This window comes from Oryzicola mucosus (genome assembly GCF_014534685.1).
Classification (GTDB): domain Bacteria; phylum Pseudomonadota; class Alphaproteobacteria; order Rhizobiales; family Rhizobiaceae; genus Oryzicola; species Oryzicola mucosus.
Genome location: NZ_JACVVX010000003.1, coordinates 313,555 through 328,024, shown reverse-complemented (window position 1 = coordinate 328,024; position 14,470 = coordinate 313,555). Strand labels below are relative to the sequence as shown.

Below are 14,470 nucleotides of genomic sequence, written 5' to 3'. Positions count from 1 at the left end.
GCCAAGCCGGCAACGAAGATGAATACGGAATGTTGTTCTATAATGTAGAACAATCGGGAGGAGAAAAATGGCTGATATTCTGGCGATGCGCTCGGCGCGGCGCGACGGTTCCGTTGGCGGTCCGCGAACCGAGTCCGGCTCCGATACACGCGCGGCATCCGCGATCGGCAGCAGCATTACCATTCGCGACGTCGTCAAGACCTACGGCGCCTTCACGGCTGCCGACCACATCAGCCTCGATGTCGAACCCGGCGAGTTCATCACGCTGCTCGGTCCCAGCGGCAGCGGCAAGACCACGCTCCTTAACCTCGTCGCAGGCTTCCAGAAGCTGGACGGCGGTGAGATCCTGGTCGACGGCAAGCCGGTCCACAACGTTCCCCCGCACCGGCGCGGATTCGGCATGGTGTTCCAGAGCTATGCGCTGTTTCCCAACATGACGGTGACGCAGAACGTTGCCTTTCCCTTGCGCATGGCAGGCGCTGACCGAGAGACGACCGAGCGCCGCGTCGCCGAGACCCTGGATATCATGCGCTTATCCGAGCACGCCGCGAAGCTGCCCTCGCAGATGAGCGGCGGCCAGCAGCAGCGCGTGGCGATTGCCCGCGCCATCGTGCGCCGCCCCAAAGTGGTGCTGATGGACGAGCCGCTCAGCGCGCTCGACCGGCGCCTGCGTGAATCCATCCAGATCGAAATCCGCGACCTGCATCAGCGCCTGGGCAGCACCATTCTGTTCGTCACCCACGACCAGGGCGAGGCGCTGACGATGAGCGACCGCATCGCCGTTCTCGACGCCGGCAAGATCGTGCAGGTGGCGACGCCGGTGGAAATCTACCGCCACCCGGCGACCAAATTCGTCGCGTCCTTCGTGGGTGAATCCAACCTCATCGATGCCGAGATCGTCCAGAAGCGCGGCACGACGATGACGCTCAAGAATCAGGAAGGCTATGTCTTCAGCGCCGAGAGCCGCAGTTCGCTCGACGTCGGCCGCGCTACCGTCCTGGTTCGTCCCGAGCGCATCTCGATCAGCACAACGCCCAATGCCAGCGCCTTGCCGGTGGTGGTTCGGTCGGCGATCTTCCTGGGTGAAATCCTTCGCATCGAGGCCGAGACGGCGAGCGGGGAGCGGCTGTTGATCCGCTGCACCGATAGCGCCGACCGTGCCTTGCCGGCGCCGGGCGACAAGCTTTATGCAAGCTGGCGCGCCGAAGACTGCTGGGTGCTGCCATGAGCGCGACCGCCGTCCACACGGCAGGCCCGACGGTCAGCCTGTCAGAGCGCCTCAAGGACCCGGCCTGGCTGCTTCTGCCCGCGGCTGCCTTCCTCGCCTTCATCTATTTGCTGCCGCTGTTCGACCTGTTCCGCATCAGCATGAGCGGATCGAGCTGGAGCGTCCATTTCGAGCGTGTCTTTGCCGTATCGCTCTATTGGGACTCGCTCGTCCGCACCATGCAGATTTCCTTCACGGTCGCGCTGCTGTGCCTGTTCTTCGGCTATCCCACCGCACTTCTGATCCACAAGACGAGCGGCTGGCGGCAAGCAGTCATCGCCACGGCGGTGGTGCTTCCCTACTTCATTGCCATCCTGATCCGCACTTATTCCTGGATGGTGCTTCTGGGCAAGAATGGGCCGATCAACAAGCTCGCGGTGGCGCTCGGCATCTTTGACCAGCCCGCACAGCTACTGTTCAACCGTGGCTCGGTGCTGCTCGGCATGACGGCGGTTCTGTTGCCGCTGATGGTTCTCAGCATCTATTCAAGCATCGCCCGCCAGGACCCGAGCCTCGTTCGCGCGGGGCAAGCTTCCGGCGCCGGCCCGCTCGCCGTGTTCTGGCGTGTGCTGCTGCCACTCACCTTGCCCGGCATGGGCGCTGGCTTCCTTCTCGTCTTCGTCACAGCCCTCGGCTTCTTCATCACGCCGACGCTTCTGGGTGGGCCCGGCGACCAGATGTTTGCCATGCACATCACCCAGCAGGCCGATTTCGCAACCAGCGAAGGCTTTCTGCAGGCGCTCGCCGTGGTGCTTCTGGTCATCACGCTGGTCGTCGTGGCGATTGCCGGACGCTTCCTCGGCTTCGAGTTCATCTGGGGCGGAAACAAGCTCAGCGACAGCACCAAGCCATCGAAACAACGGCATCCCGGCCGCTGGACGGGCGGGGCGCTCTCGGCGAAAATCGCCGATGGGATCGGCTGGCCGCTGATGCGGCTGCTCAGCCGCATGCCTGTGAATACCGGCACCTGGACCGTGCGCGCGCTGGGCGGTTTCGTGCTGATGATGCTGACCGTGCCGATCGTAGTCGTTATGATCCTGTCCTTCAGCAAGGCGAGCTTCCTGACCTTCCCGCCGCCCGGCTTTTCGCTGCGCTGGTATGAGAAATTCTTCTCCGACACGGAGTGGATGACCGCGTTCACCAACTCGCTGATCATCGCAGCCATGTCGGCGGTCTTCGCGGTCACACTTGGCGTCATGGCGGCACTCGGCATCGTGCGGAGCTCGATCAAGGGCAAGTCGGCCATTATGCTTCTGCTGGTCAGCCCGGTCATTGTGCCACCCGTGGTGCTGGGCCTTTCGCTCTACAGCCTTTTCCTGCGCACCGATCTCGCCGGCACGATGGGCGGGCTGGCGGCGGCGCATGCCATTGGCGGTCTGCCGCTGGTGGTCGTCATCATGGCGGCGAGCCTGCAGGGCGTGGATCGCCGCCTCGAACAGGCAGCGGCCGTCCATGGCGCATCGCCGCTCACCGTATTCCGCACCGTCACCTTGCCGGCGATAGCTCCCGGCATGGCGGCGGCGGCATTCTTCGCCTTCCTGCATTCGTTCGACGAACTTGTGCTGTCGCTGTTTCTGTCCAGCGCCCAGCTCAAGACACTTCCGCTGCGCCTTTGGGCCGATGTCAACTACCAGCTCAATCCGGTTCTGGCTGTGGTGTCGACGCTTGAGGTTCTGCTCGTCGTCGGCGGTATCGCCCTTGCCCGGCCCGTGCTCGCGGGCCGTTCGAAAGCTCTCGCTTAACAACAACGGTTCTTTGGAGGAGACTGAAATGCAATGTAAATTCTTCGGAAAACTGGCAGGCGGCGTGGCCGCCGCAGCCATCTACTTCGCTGCCGCGCACGGTGCCGCCGCGCAAAGCAACGAGGTCATCATGCAGGATCCGGGCGGAGCCTATGGCGAAGCGCTGCGCAAGATCATGTACGACCCGTTCGAGAAAGAGACCGGCATCAAGGTGGTGACAGTTCAGGAAGCCCGCAGCGGTCCGCGCATCAAGGCGCAGGTCGACGCCGGCAAGACCGAATGGGACCTGACCTTCATCTTCGATCAGGAAACCAAGCTGCTCGGCGATTGCTGCCTGGCCGATATCGACTACACCAAGCTATCGGAAAGCGCCCAGAAGACGCTCGCCACCATGCCGGACAATCTCAAGAGGCCGAAGGGCGTTGCCCTGCAGGTTATCGGCGTCGCGCTTGCCTACAACACGGAGAAATACACCGGCGAGGTTCCGCAGAACTGGGCCGACTTCTGGAACGTCGAAAAGTTCCCTGGCACGCGCTGCCTGCCGGCATGGCCGCGCTTTGTCTTCGAAGCCGCGCTGATGGCCGATGGCGTCGAAAAGGAAAAGATTTATCCGATCGACATGGAGCGCGCTCTGAAGAAGATCGAAGAGATCAAGCCGCACGTCTCCAAGTGGTGGACGACAGCCGCTCAGGCTCCTCAACTGCTGCTCGACGGTGAAGCCGACATGTGCATGGCCTATGCCGGCCGCATCAACAACCTCGTCGTCGTCGAAGGCGCCCCCGTCGACATGACCTGGAACGATGGCTTCGTCTATTACGACTTCTTCTCGATCCCCAAGGGCGCTCCGCACTACGAGAACGCGCTGAAGCTGCTCTCCTATCGCCTCGACGCGGAACGCGCCGCTGCGCTGACGCAGGAATATCCGGTCGCGTTGCCGTCGCCGCTGGTTTACGAGGCTGCGCCGAAGGATGTCAGCCGTCTTTGGGCCAACAACCCCGACAACATCGCCAAGGCCATCGCTTGGAGCCCTGACTACTGGGGTGCCCAGTCGGAGGACGGCCGTTCGACCAACGAAGAATACGGCCAGGAAAAACTGAACGCGCTTCTGGCCAAGTAATCGGCATCGCCTGCGGCCGCGTCGAATACGGCGCGGCCGTTTTTCTGTTCCGAATGATGGAACAGAGACTGATTTTGTTCTAAGAGGCCAGCTTATGGACAAGGCCTTCATCAAGGGATTGCGGCTGATCGAGGCGCTCGCGGTAAGCGAAACACCGCGTGGCGTGACCGATCTCGCTACCGAACTCAAATACACCAAGAGCAACGTGCATCGTCTTTTGACGACGTTGCAGCAGCAGGGCTATGTGCGCCAGATTCCGCCGCACAGCACCTACGAGTTGACCACACGCCTGTGGGAACTGGGCAGCCACGTCATTCGCCGCATGGATCTGGTGGCCGTAGCCCGGCCCGCGATGACCAGGCTGGCGGAGCAGACCGGCGAGACGGTGCATCTGTCCGTCCTCGACGATACCGACGTCATCTATCTCGACAAGATAGAAAGCGAGCATCACATTCGCGCCCACACCCGCGTCGGCCAGCGCGCACCGGCCTGGTCGGTCGCCACTGGCAAGGCCATGCTGGCACACAAGCCCGACAGCCATCTGGAACGCTTCGTGCCGCATTTCAAACCCTACACCGCGACATCCAGAGCCTCGCTTGAAGAGCTGAGAGAAGACGTGGCTTCCGCGCGCAGCAACGGCTACGCGATCGTTCTGCATGGCGAATGGCGCGAGGGCATAGCGGCCGTAGCCTGCGCCATTCTCGGACCATCCGGCGATCTCGTCGGAGCCATCGGCATGTCGGGGCCTGACTCGCGCATCAAGCGCAAGCAGCTCAAGGACTTTTCGCCCTATGTCGTCGAAGCCGCGCGCTCTATCGAGACCGCGCTGGGCCGCCCTAGACGGGGGTAAATTCTCAAGCCAGGCTGGACCAGCCGTTTGATGACGGAGAGCGGCGCCTTTCCCTTGCAATATTTGTCAAACTTATATGTGATTAGACGGCTGGAGCAACGGCGTCTGTCGACCGTCGATCTTGCTGCCGATCAAAAACAGATCCGCGCTGCGTCGTGGACAGAAATTTGCCTAAGGAGACCTCGATGAGCAGCGAATTGGTATTGTGGGAAAAGGATGAGCAGGACGCTTTCGTTACCCTGACGCTCAACCGTCCAGACAAGATGAACGCGATGAACCAGGCGCTGGGCGACGCGCTGGAGGCTGCCGTCAAGCGTGCCGTCGCCGATCCTGAAGTGCGTGCTGTGATCATCACCGGCGCGGGCCGCGCCTTTACCGCCGGCTTCGACCTCGGCGGCGAGGACTTCGAGATGAATGCCGAGCAGTGGCGCGAGGACATCGGCGCCAATATGCGTCGCATGCAGTTGCTGCACGATGCGCCGATCCCGATCATCGCAGCCGTCAACGGCTATGCGTTGGCCGGCGGTCTGGAATTGATGATGTGCTGCGACATGGTAATCGCAGCCGAAGACGCGATGCTCGGCGAGCCTGAAGTGCGGCACGTCTCCGCGCCGCCGACGCTGATGTTGCCCTGGACGGTGCCAATGGTGCATGCGCGCCGGCTGATGTACACCGGCGACCTCATCGACGGACGCGAGGCCGAGCGCATCCACCTCGTCAACAAGGCGGTGCCGCGCGACCAGCTCAAGGCGGAAAGCGAGAAGCTTGCCCGCAAATGCGCCCGCATGCCCGGTGCGGCGATCAAGTTCGCCAAGGCAGCCCTCAACCACCAGCAGGAAACGTCCGGGCTCAACAGCTCCTGGACCTACAACCGCGAAACCACCGCGATCCTGCACGCTTCCGAAGAAGGCAAGCACTGGATGGGCCTGCTCAAGGATCGTTCCCTCAAGGAGTTCCTCGACATCCGCGAAAAGCCGTTCAAGGATCTCGACTAGCCTTGTCGATACGGCCCCGACGCATCGTTTGTTTTCGGGGCCGTATATTGGCTACTCTGGAAAAGCTCTTTGTAAGCCTGTTCCAGCTTGGCATGTTCCGACCAAAAGTTGCGCGGCTTCTCGTTGGACAGGACATCAATGAGAATGCCGATATGCGCATGCCAGCCGGCGGAAACGCCAAGCAGCTGACCGCGACCGGACAGACGCCGATGCGTGACGACAAGGCGCGTATTGCCGTCCTCGGGCGACAGTTCGAACGTGACCTCCGAGGCGTTTTCCTCGACACCCCAGGTGAAGACCAACAGCTTGGTCGGCTCGCAGTGCAGAACCTTGCCTTGCAGCAAATGGTCGATGCCATCGGCTGACGTGACGGGCCGAGGCGCGTCTTCCGACAGGTTGTTGTTGCGGAATGTAAGCTCGATTTTTCCGCCTGCCATGAGGTCGAAAGGCCCTGCCGCGAGCCATTTGCTTCGCTTTTCGGACTCCGTCAGATAAGCCCAGACGCGATCGGCAGTGCCGGGCAAAAGGCGCTCGATCCTGACCGTCGCCGGGGCCGGCATGGTTCCGTAAGGCTCGGCGCCAACGCGCCGCCTGCTCGTGTCAATCATCGTATCCATGGCACTCATCCTTCCTTGGTTTCAGTTTCTTTGCGGTCATCCTCGCGCAAGAGGTCTTCGAGAATATCGAGGCTGTTGTTCCAGAAGCGCTCATAATGCCTGAGCCATGCATCGGCTTCGGCGAGACGTTCGGCCTGTAGGCGGCAGAGATGGGTTCGGCCCCTGATCATGCGTGTCACCAACCCCGCGCGCTCCAGCACCCGAACATGCTTCGATGCCCCCGCCAGCGTCATGCGGAACGGCGTTGCCAACTCTCCGATGGTTCTCTCCCGCTCGGCCAGATGACCGAGCATGGCCCGCCTCGTGGGGTCGGATAGAGCGTGAAAGACGGCGTCGAGATGTGCGGATTGTTCAACCATGTGGTTTAATATAACTGGAATTCTGCTATTGTAAACCGTTCGGTATAATTTCCTTCGACGACCGAACTGAAAGGAGCGCGGATATACACCCACGCGAGGCCTAAACAACTGATATCGAAGACTTTTACGAGTGGGTTTATCTCGTCGGTGCGTGGCCTTCGCCCGCTTGCAGAGCCTCGAAGCGCCGCTGGTGGTTGCGCAGATAGCGCGACTGCACGATCTGGCCCTTGTCGGACAATTCGCCCTGCGCGCGATCGGCAGGCTCGGATGCGACATCGAAACGGGCGATGCGCGTCGAACTCGAGCTGTTTGCCGCGTTCCATTCGCCGATGCGCTCGGCCAGTTTCTCCAAAAGGTCCACTGTATCGGCACTCTGTCGTGACGGAAACACCAGCGCGACCAGCCGCTCGCAGTTTTCGCCCGCCACGACGATGTCGTCGGCCAACGGAGCGCACTGAGCCAGAAGACCCGCGCGCAGCGGCCCTGTGCGGACCTTCACGCCACTGGACAGCTTAAAGTCTTCCGCCAGCCGCCCGTCAAAGGCGAAGACCGGTATGCCGTCGGCGCGAGAACGCAGGATTGCCGCGTCGCCCGTACGGTAGAAACCGTCCTCGTCAACGGGCAGCGCCACCCGTTTTCCACCGATCAGATAGCAGGGTGCGATGTTTGGCCCGGCTACGCGCAATTCCGTGCGGCCGTCCATTTCGGCGAGCCTGATGCGGTGGCCGGGGAGGGGATGGCCGAGTTCGCCGGGCCGTTCCAAGGGCGCGGGCGACAGGCAGATGGTCGAGGCAGCCTCGGTTGCGCCATAGCCGGACAGGATTTCGAACGTGCCCTGCGCATCGCGGAATTCTGCCAGCCTTCGCCACAGCTCCGCGTCGATGCCGGCACCGGCAAAGAAGATCGCCCTCAGCTTTTTGGTGAACGCCTGCGCGGCCTCCCCGTCGGTTTCCAGCCGGTCGAGCAGCAGGCGCAGGCCAAGCGGCACGCCGATATGCAGCGTCGGCTCGACCTCCTGCATCAGCGCGATGCTCGCCGCCATGGTCTTGGGGCCGGGTGCCGCATCGACATGCATTGTGCCGCCGTTCCAGATGATCTTGAAGATGTTGTCCAGCCCGCCGAAAACGTGATGCCAAGGCAGCCAGTCGACCAGAACCGGCGGCGCCTCCGTCAGGAACGGCCACAGAGCGGCGATGGCGGCCTGGTTGGATGAGATCATACCGCGCGTGATCGGCACGCCTTTGGGAGCGCCGGTGCTGCCCGACGTGAAGAACACCGCTGCCCAATCGTGGGGGGCGTGCGGGATGTCCCCGTCAAGCCCTTCGGCATTGGCTGCCAAAAGATCGGCAATGCTGATGGCAGACAGTGTATCGACCGCGACATGGCCTTGCGGCGCAACAAGCAGTTTTGGCGGCAGTGCTTCCAGCAGTGACTGCGCGGCCTCGTTGTCGCCGCCGTCGCGAAACGGAAACGGCGGCAGTGCGATATGCACGAAGCCGCCGGCGAGGCAGGCCAGCTTGAGCAGCAGCGCATCGATGCCGGCCGGTACCAGGCTCGCAACGGCATCGCCCTTGCACAGGCCATGGGCCTGTTCGAGTACCCGTCTCAGCTTGCGCGCGCCTGCCAGCGTCTCGCCATAGGTGAGCGAACGCCGCCCATTGGCCGATGGCTCTGTCAGCAGCGGACGATCTGGCACCGTGGCTGCCCACCCGACGAGCCGGTCGAAAATGTCGGGACGTTGGTCCGGCAAGGCAATGGAATTGCGCCAGACCACCCCGCCGCCCGGCAGGCTTTCTTCCACCAGCCGGCTGTCCGCGATGAAGCGCGCTTTGGGGCTGCTGTCTGGCATGGGCGATATCACTCCGGTGTCGCGGGTGGCGATATCACATCGCAAAAACGCTTGGCCACCCGCAACGGACCTCTCGCGGCAAAAACCCCGGTTACAGCACCCGCGACAAGAACTCCTGCGTGCGCGGCGACTGTGGGTTGGCAATCATCTCGCGCGGCGTACCGCGCTCCACCACCACGCCCTGGTCCATGAAGATCAGTTGGTCGCCGACCTCGCGCGCGAAACCGATCTCGTGCGTGACGACGACCATCGTCATGCCGCTTTCGGCAAGGTCGCGCATCACCTGCAACACCTCCCCGACAAGCTCGGGATCGAGCGCTGAGGTGGGCTCGTCGAACAGAAGCACCTTCGGGTTCATCGCCAGCGCACGCGCAATGGCAACGCGCTGCTGCTGCCCGCCGGAAAGCTGGCGCGGGTAGTTGTCTGCCTTGCCGCCGAGGCCGACGCGTTCGAGCAGGACATGCGCCTTCTCCGTCGCCTCGCGGCGCGACAGGCCCTTGACCATCATCGGCGCCTCGATCAGGTTTTCCAGCGCCGTCATATGCGAGAACAGGTTGAACGACTGGAACACCATGCCGATATCGGCGCGGCGCCTGCAGAGCAGGCTGTCCTTGACCTCGTAGAGCTTACCGTCGCGCAGATCATAGCCGACGAACTCGCCGTCGACCAGGAGCACCCCGCCATTGACCTCTTCGAGATGGTTGATGCAGCGCAGGAAGGTGCTTTTGCCGGAACCGGACGGTCCGATGATGCAGGCCACGGAGGCTTTGGGCACATCGATGTCGATGCTTTTCAGAACTTCCAGCGTGCCGAAGGATTTGCGCACGCCGCGCGCGAACACCATCGAATCGTCGGGCACGCCGAAGCGCACCTGGTTTATCGCTTTCGAATTCATGCCGGCCTCGCCATGCGTCCGATGCCGAACACGCGTTGCATCAACCGCCTTTTTGAAACGCCCTGTTGCTGGTCGCTGCGGCCATAATATTGTTCGATGTAATGCTGCCCGATCGACAGGATCGTCACCACGAAGAGATACCAGAAGGCCACCACGATCAGCAGCGGGATGGTCTCGAAGGTGCGGGCATAGATGCTCTGCGCCGCATAGAGCAGGTCGTCCACCGCGATGATGGTGACCAGCGAGGTGGTTTTGAGCAGATTGATGGTCTCATTGCCGGTGGGCGGCACGATGAAGCGCATCGCCTGCGGCAAGGTAATGCGGCGCAGCACCAGCCGCCGGTTCATGCCCAGGCTTCCCGCGGCCTCCGCCTGGCCGCCGGGAACCGACTTGATGCCGGCGCGCACGATCTCGGCCATATAGCCCGCCTCATGCAATGACAGCGCAATCACCGCCGCCACGAAAGGCGTCATGAAGTCGTTGGTCCGGAGCGAAAACAGCGTGCCGAGGAAGGGCAGGGTCAGCGATATCTCGCGCACCACCAGCGACAGGTTGAACCAGAAAATCAGCTGGATCAGCGCCGGAGCGCCACGGAAGAACCACACATAGGCGCCGGCAAATGCGTTGAGAATCTTACTCGGCGACAGACGCATGATGGCAACGATTGCGCCGATGATCACCGACAGCGTCATGATGATGACCGTCAGGAGCAAGGTCTGCCCGAGGCCGCGCATGATGGAGGGGTGGAATAGATATTTGCCCACCGTCGGCCAGTCGAAGGCCGGGTTCGTCGCCAACGCCTTGGCCACGATGTAAAACAGGACCAGCGTGATCGCGGTGCCGATCCAGAGCCCGTAATGGCGGATCGGCACGACGACGAGATCCTCGACCGGCGTTTGGGTTTCTGCCCTGCTCATGGAGCCGTCCTCGAAAAATTGGGCGGCAAGGCGTGAACCTTGCCGGCCAGTCGCATTATTTGCGGATCTTGTCGGCGGCGTCGACGACATAGGCCTCTTCGATCATGGCGCTGGTCATGCCGTATTTTTCCATGATCGCCTTGTAGGTGCCGTTCTTGATCAGTTCCTCGAGTGCGGCGCGCAGCATTTCGGCTGTCTCCTTGTCGCCCTTGGGGATCGCGATGCCGAGCGGCGCGACGTCATAGAGCCCAGGCACGACGACGAGCTGACCCTTGCTGGTCACCTCGAAATAGCCCGAGGCCGTCGCATCGTCGAGACGCGCATCGATGCGGTCGGACAGCACGGCCTGGATGATATCCTTGCCTTCGGGGAACACGCTCTTGGTCAGTTCCGGCAGGCCCTTGGTCTTGCATTCCTCATTGACGCGGTCGGCAATGAAATCCGACACCGCGCCGCCGATGACACCCAGGCGCTTGCCGCAGAGATTGTTCTCACCCTTGAAGGACTCAGCCTTGTCCGGCGTGGTCGAAGCGACGATGCCCGACTTGATGAACATGACGAAATCGACCTGTTTCAGCCGCTCTTCGGTCGCTGCGAAGGTTTCCCAGGCGACCTTGAAACGGCCGGCGGCGAGGCCGGGGATCATCGAGGGAAAGGGGATGCGGGTGACTTCGAACTCGGCGCCGAGCAGCTTGGCAGTTTCCTGGGCCAGTTCGATGTTGATGCCGACCGGTTTGCCGTCTTCGGCGATGAATTCAAACGGCGCATATTCCAGCGTGTTGGCGATGAGCAGCTTGCCGGTTTCCGCCACTTCAGGCGATTTTGGCAATTCCGCCGCATTGGCGATGCCCGCGCCGCCGAGAACGGCGGCTGTGGTGAGAGCGAACGCCGCGTGGCGCAGTTTGGATGTCAGATAGGTCAAGAGAGCCTCCTCATTGTTTGAAGTCATTTTCAATTTCCGCACCGGCATATCCATCCTGCCGATACGTGTTCCCGTGTCTGGTTCGATCCAGCCTCGCATTCCTAGCGCGCCGTGCGTCCGAACGGACGCTCTAGGCTATTGAATCTAGGCATCATGCCGAAGCGCGCATCGGCAGTTCCTGTCGCATTAGTTCCAGCAACGCATCGATATCGGCCGTGTCGCCGATGGAGATGCGCAGCCATTCAGGCAGGCCGTAATCCTCGTTCGAACGAATGACGTAGCCGCGCTTGGCGAGCCGAAGCACGGTCGCCGCCGCCCAGCCGGCGTCTGCGCCGGGCAATCTGGCAAAGGCGAAGTTCGCCTCGCTTGGGGCGACCTCGAAACCGAGCGCAATCAGCCCCTGTTCGAGATGGCGGCGGCCTTCGGCGGTGCGCTCACGCACGGTGGCGATGAAGTCCTGCTGCGCTATCGCCACGGTTGCTGCGGCCTGCGCCATGCCGTTGACGTTGCCAATGCCGCGCACATTGTTGAGGGCGGTGACGACAGCCGAATGGCCGTAGCCCCATCCGGCTCGGGCGGACGCCATGCCATAGGCCTTGGAGAAGGTGCGCGTGACCACGACATTGGGGTGGCGGTCGGCGATCGCGAAGGCTTCGGCGCCATCTGCGGGGTCGACATATTCTGCATAAGCGCAATCGAGCACAAGAACGATGTTGGACGGCAGCTCCCGCGCCAGCCGCGCAACCTCTTCCATTGGAACGGCAACGCCGGTCGGGTTGTTAGGATTGGCGAGGAAGACGACGCGCGTTGCCGGCGTCACCGCGGCGAGCAGCGCGTCGATGTCGACGGAAAAGTCCGGCCCGAGCGGCGATTCCACCGCCCTGGCGCCGATGCGGTAAGCGACGATGGCGAATTGCAGGAAGGAGTAGGCCGGAAACAGGATCTCGTCGCCAGCGCGTGCGTAGACGCGGCCGATGGCATCGAGCAACTCCTCCGAGCCGTTGCCGCAGACGATGCGGGCAGGATCGAGCCCGAACTGGCGGCCGATGGCCATGCGCATCGTGCTGCACGCCGGATCGGCATAGCGGTGCACGTCGGCAGCAGTGCGCTGCAGCGCGTCGACCACACCGGGGGCGGGTCCGAGCCAGCTTTCGTTGAGGCCGAGATTGACCACGCGCGCGGCACCGGACGTGTCGATCGACTTGACCACCGTCAGCGTCTTTGCGGAGAGATAGGGCACGGGCAATGACATCTTGGTCCTCGCAATCGTCAGCGGTAGGCAGGGCCGATCAGGATCTTGGTGTAGAGGGTCCGGAACCGCTTTCGTTCGGTGGGCGGTTCCTTGAAATGGGTGGTGTAGTAGCCGATCTGCTGGAAGTAGGTGACGCGGGCGCGGATCAGGCTTTCATCTCTGTCGTATCCTAAAGCTGCGAACGCCTTGACCAACAGTTCCATGCGGAAGTCGTCCTGGTCGCGAAGCTCACGCGCCACGGCTGCCGAACTGCGCGCCCAATCGCGTATGGCGAGGTCGAGTTTCGGGCTGAACGGGTCTTCACGGATCCAGACGCCGGTGACGGCATCGAAATAAGCCTGCCCGTCCGTCACCGTCTCGACCGCCAGAGCCCGGAACGGCGCGCAATTGCGTTGCCGCCACTCGATGAGAAGGCTGTTAAGCAAATCCTTCAGGTTCTTGAAATGAAAGTAGAAACTGCCGCGGGTAACTTTCAGCTGGCGCGACAGGTGGTCGATCTTGACGTTGGCAATGCCCTTGCGTTCCAGAGCGTAGATGGCCGCATCGATCCAGGCTTCGCGCGACAAGGTCTTGCGCGCTTCGCCGGAGCGGGCTTTCTGCTGGCTCTTGGGTTGCGCTTCGGCCATGACGTCAGGGCAGGTTGGCGAAACGATCGAGCATCAGGGCGAAGAACCCATCCGCATCGATCCGCCGCAACACGTTGCAGTTCTTGCGGCGACCGGTAACGTCCCACCAGTCAACCACCGTCATGCCTATCGTCTCGGGAGACATCAGTTCGATGGTCACGTTGCACTGCTTGCGTTCATAAAGATGCGGCGCCAGCAGATATCCGGTGACGCAGGCGTCGTGGATCGGCCGCGCCTCTGTGGGGAACTTGTGTGAGCCGTATTTGCGGTAGAAATCGGCCATGTTGGCGGCCTCGACGGCCGAGCGCGTACCCAGAGCACGCAACGACTGCAGCCATTCCGGAGTCATCTGCGCGGTGTAGGTGCAGTCGATGGAGGCCATCGTCACCGGCGCGCCCGAATCGAACACGACATGGGCGGCATGCGGATCGACCCAGATGTTGAATTCCGCCGCTGGCGTGGCGTTGCCGCCTTCGAAGAAACCGCCGCCCATCAGCACGACCTCGCGGATGCGGGGGATGATGCGCGGTTCCATCACCATGGCCATGCCGAGATTGGTCATCGGCCCAAGCGTGCAAACAGTCAGTTCGCCTTCGGGCGCCGTCATCAGCGCCTCGACCAGAAAATTCACCGCATGCATGTCCTGCAACGGTTTCGACGGCTCGGGCAGCACGCAGCCGTCGATGCCGGTGGGGCCGTGCACATATTCCGCCGTCTTCAACGGCTTGACCATCGGCCGCGAGCAGCCGGCATAGACGGGAATGTCGGTACGGCCTGCGAGCTCAACCAGTTGCTGGCAATTGCGCGCCGTCAGCGCCAGCGGGACATTGCCGCCGACCGCCGTCAGCGCGACCACTTCAAGCTCCGGCGAGCCGAGCGCGAACAGAATCGCAAACGCGTCGTCCTGGCCGGGATCGGTGTCGATGATGATCTTGCGCGGCGGCATTGTCTGTCGCAGTCCCCATGTTCGCTGTTTTGCCGGCTCGCGGGAAAAGCCAGGCTCTTTCTAAAAACCATACAGCACTGTATTGTATTTTCAAGGGGTCGCGAATCCCGTTTTAT

At 62.3% G+C, this 14,470-nt stretch carries 14 protein-coding genes; 5 read left to right on the top strand and 9 right to left on the bottom strand.

Features of this window, described 5'->3' with window-relative positions:
• The first annotated feature begins 67 nt into the window (after positions 1–67).
• The 5 genes from ICI42_RS11770 (at position 68) to ICI42_RS11750 (ending at position 5,971) form a co-directional block, all read left to right on the top strand.
• Positions 68–1,228 (top strand): ABC transporter ATP-binding protein, encoded by a 1,161-nt coding sequence (locus ICI42_RS11770; protein ID WP_188164762.1) that lies wholly within the window; start codon positions 68–70, stop codon positions 1,226–1,228.
• On the top strand, positions 1,225–3,009 hold the full coding sequence (locus ICI42_RS11765) for an ABC transporter permease subunit (protein ID WP_188164761.1): 1,785 nt from the start codon (positions 1,225–1,227) through the stop codon (positions 3,007–3,009). The genes ICI42_RS11770 and ICI42_RS11765 overlap by 4 nt, the downstream gene beginning before the upstream one ends.
• Before the next feature lie 28 nt (positions 3,010–3,037).
• Positions 3,038–4,126: an extracellular solute-binding protein gene (locus ICI42_RS11760; protein WP_188164760.1), complete on the top strand. Its 1,089-nt coding sequence runs from the start codon at positions 3,038–3,040 to the stop codon at positions 4,124–4,126.
• A gap of 94 nt (positions 4,127–4,220) precedes the next feature.
• Positions 4,221–4,976: an IclR family transcriptional regulator gene (locus ICI42_RS11755; protein ID WP_188164759.1), complete on the top strand. Its 756-nt coding sequence runs from the start codon at positions 4,221–4,223 to the stop codon at positions 4,974–4,976.
• Between the two features lie 185 nt (positions 4,977–5,161).
• Positions 5,162–5,971 carry an enoyl-CoA hydratase/isomerase family protein gene (locus ICI42_RS11750; protein WP_188164758.1) on the top strand — a complete coding sequence of 270 codons (810 nt, stop codon included), beginning with the start codon at positions 5,162–5,164 and terminating at the stop codon, positions 5,969–5,971.
• Here ICI42_RS11750 and ICI42_RS11745 read toward each other — a convergent pair.
• From ICI42_RS11745 to ICI42_RS11705, 9 genes are all read right to left on the bottom strand, one after another.
• Entirely contained in the window at positions 5,968–6,588 is a 621-nt protein-coding gene (locus ICI42_RS11745; RefSeq protein ID WP_230980293.1) for an SRPBCC family protein, read from the bottom strand. The two genes, ICI42_RS11750 and ICI42_RS11745, sit on opposite strands and share 4 nt — an antisense overlap.
• 5 nt (positions 6,589–6,593) lie before the next feature.
• Positions 6,594–6,947: an ArsR/SmtB family transcription factor gene (locus ICI42_RS11740; RefSeq protein ID WP_188164757.1), complete on the bottom strand. Its 354-nt coding sequence runs from the start codon at positions 6,945–6,947 to the stop codon at positions 6,594–6,596.
• Between the two features lie 136 nt (positions 6,948–7,083).
• Positions 7,084–8,796 (bottom strand): AMP-binding protein, encoded by a 1,713-nt coding sequence (locus ICI42_RS11735; RefSeq protein WP_188164756.1) that lies wholly within the window; start codon positions 8,794–8,796, stop codon positions 7,084–7,086.
• A 91-nt stretch (positions 8,797–8,887) separates the two neighbouring features.
• Entirely contained in the window at positions 8,888–9,691 is an 804-nt protein-coding gene (locus tag ICI42_RS11730; protein WP_407945151.1) for an amino acid ABC transporter ATP-binding protein, read from the bottom strand.
• A complete protein-coding gene (locus tag ICI42_RS11725) occupies positions 9,688–10,608 on the bottom strand; it encodes an amino acid ABC transporter permease (protein WP_188164755.1) in 921 nt (306 codons plus the stop codon). The genes ICI42_RS11730 and ICI42_RS11725 overlap by 4 nt, the downstream gene beginning before the upstream one ends.
• A 55-nt stretch (positions 10,609–10,663) precedes the next feature.
• Positions 10,664–11,557, bottom strand: a complete 894-nt coding sequence (locus ICI42_RS11720) for an ABC transporter substrate-binding protein (RefSeq protein WP_188164754.1) — start codon at positions 11,555–11,557, stop codon at positions 10,664–10,666.
• 124 nt (positions 11,558–11,681) lie between these two features.
• Entirely contained in the window at positions 11,682–12,782 is a 1,101-nt protein-coding gene (locus tag ICI42_RS11715) for a pyridoxal phosphate-dependent aminotransferase (protein WP_188164753.1), read from the bottom strand.
• 17 nt (positions 12,783–12,799) lie between these two features.
• Positions 12,800–13,408 carry a TetR/AcrR family transcriptional regulator gene (locus ICI42_RS11710; RefSeq protein WP_188164752.1) on the bottom strand — a complete coding sequence of 203 codons (609 nt, stop codon included), beginning with the start codon at positions 13,406–13,408 and terminating at the stop codon, positions 12,800–12,802.
• A 4-nt stretch (positions 13,409–13,412) separates the two neighbouring features.
• A complete protein-coding gene (locus ICI42_RS11705) occupies positions 13,413–14,354 on the bottom strand; it encodes a nucleoside hydrolase (RefSeq protein ID WP_188164751.1) in 942 nt (313 codons plus the stop codon).
• Positions 14,355–14,470: the final 116 nt, after the last annotated feature.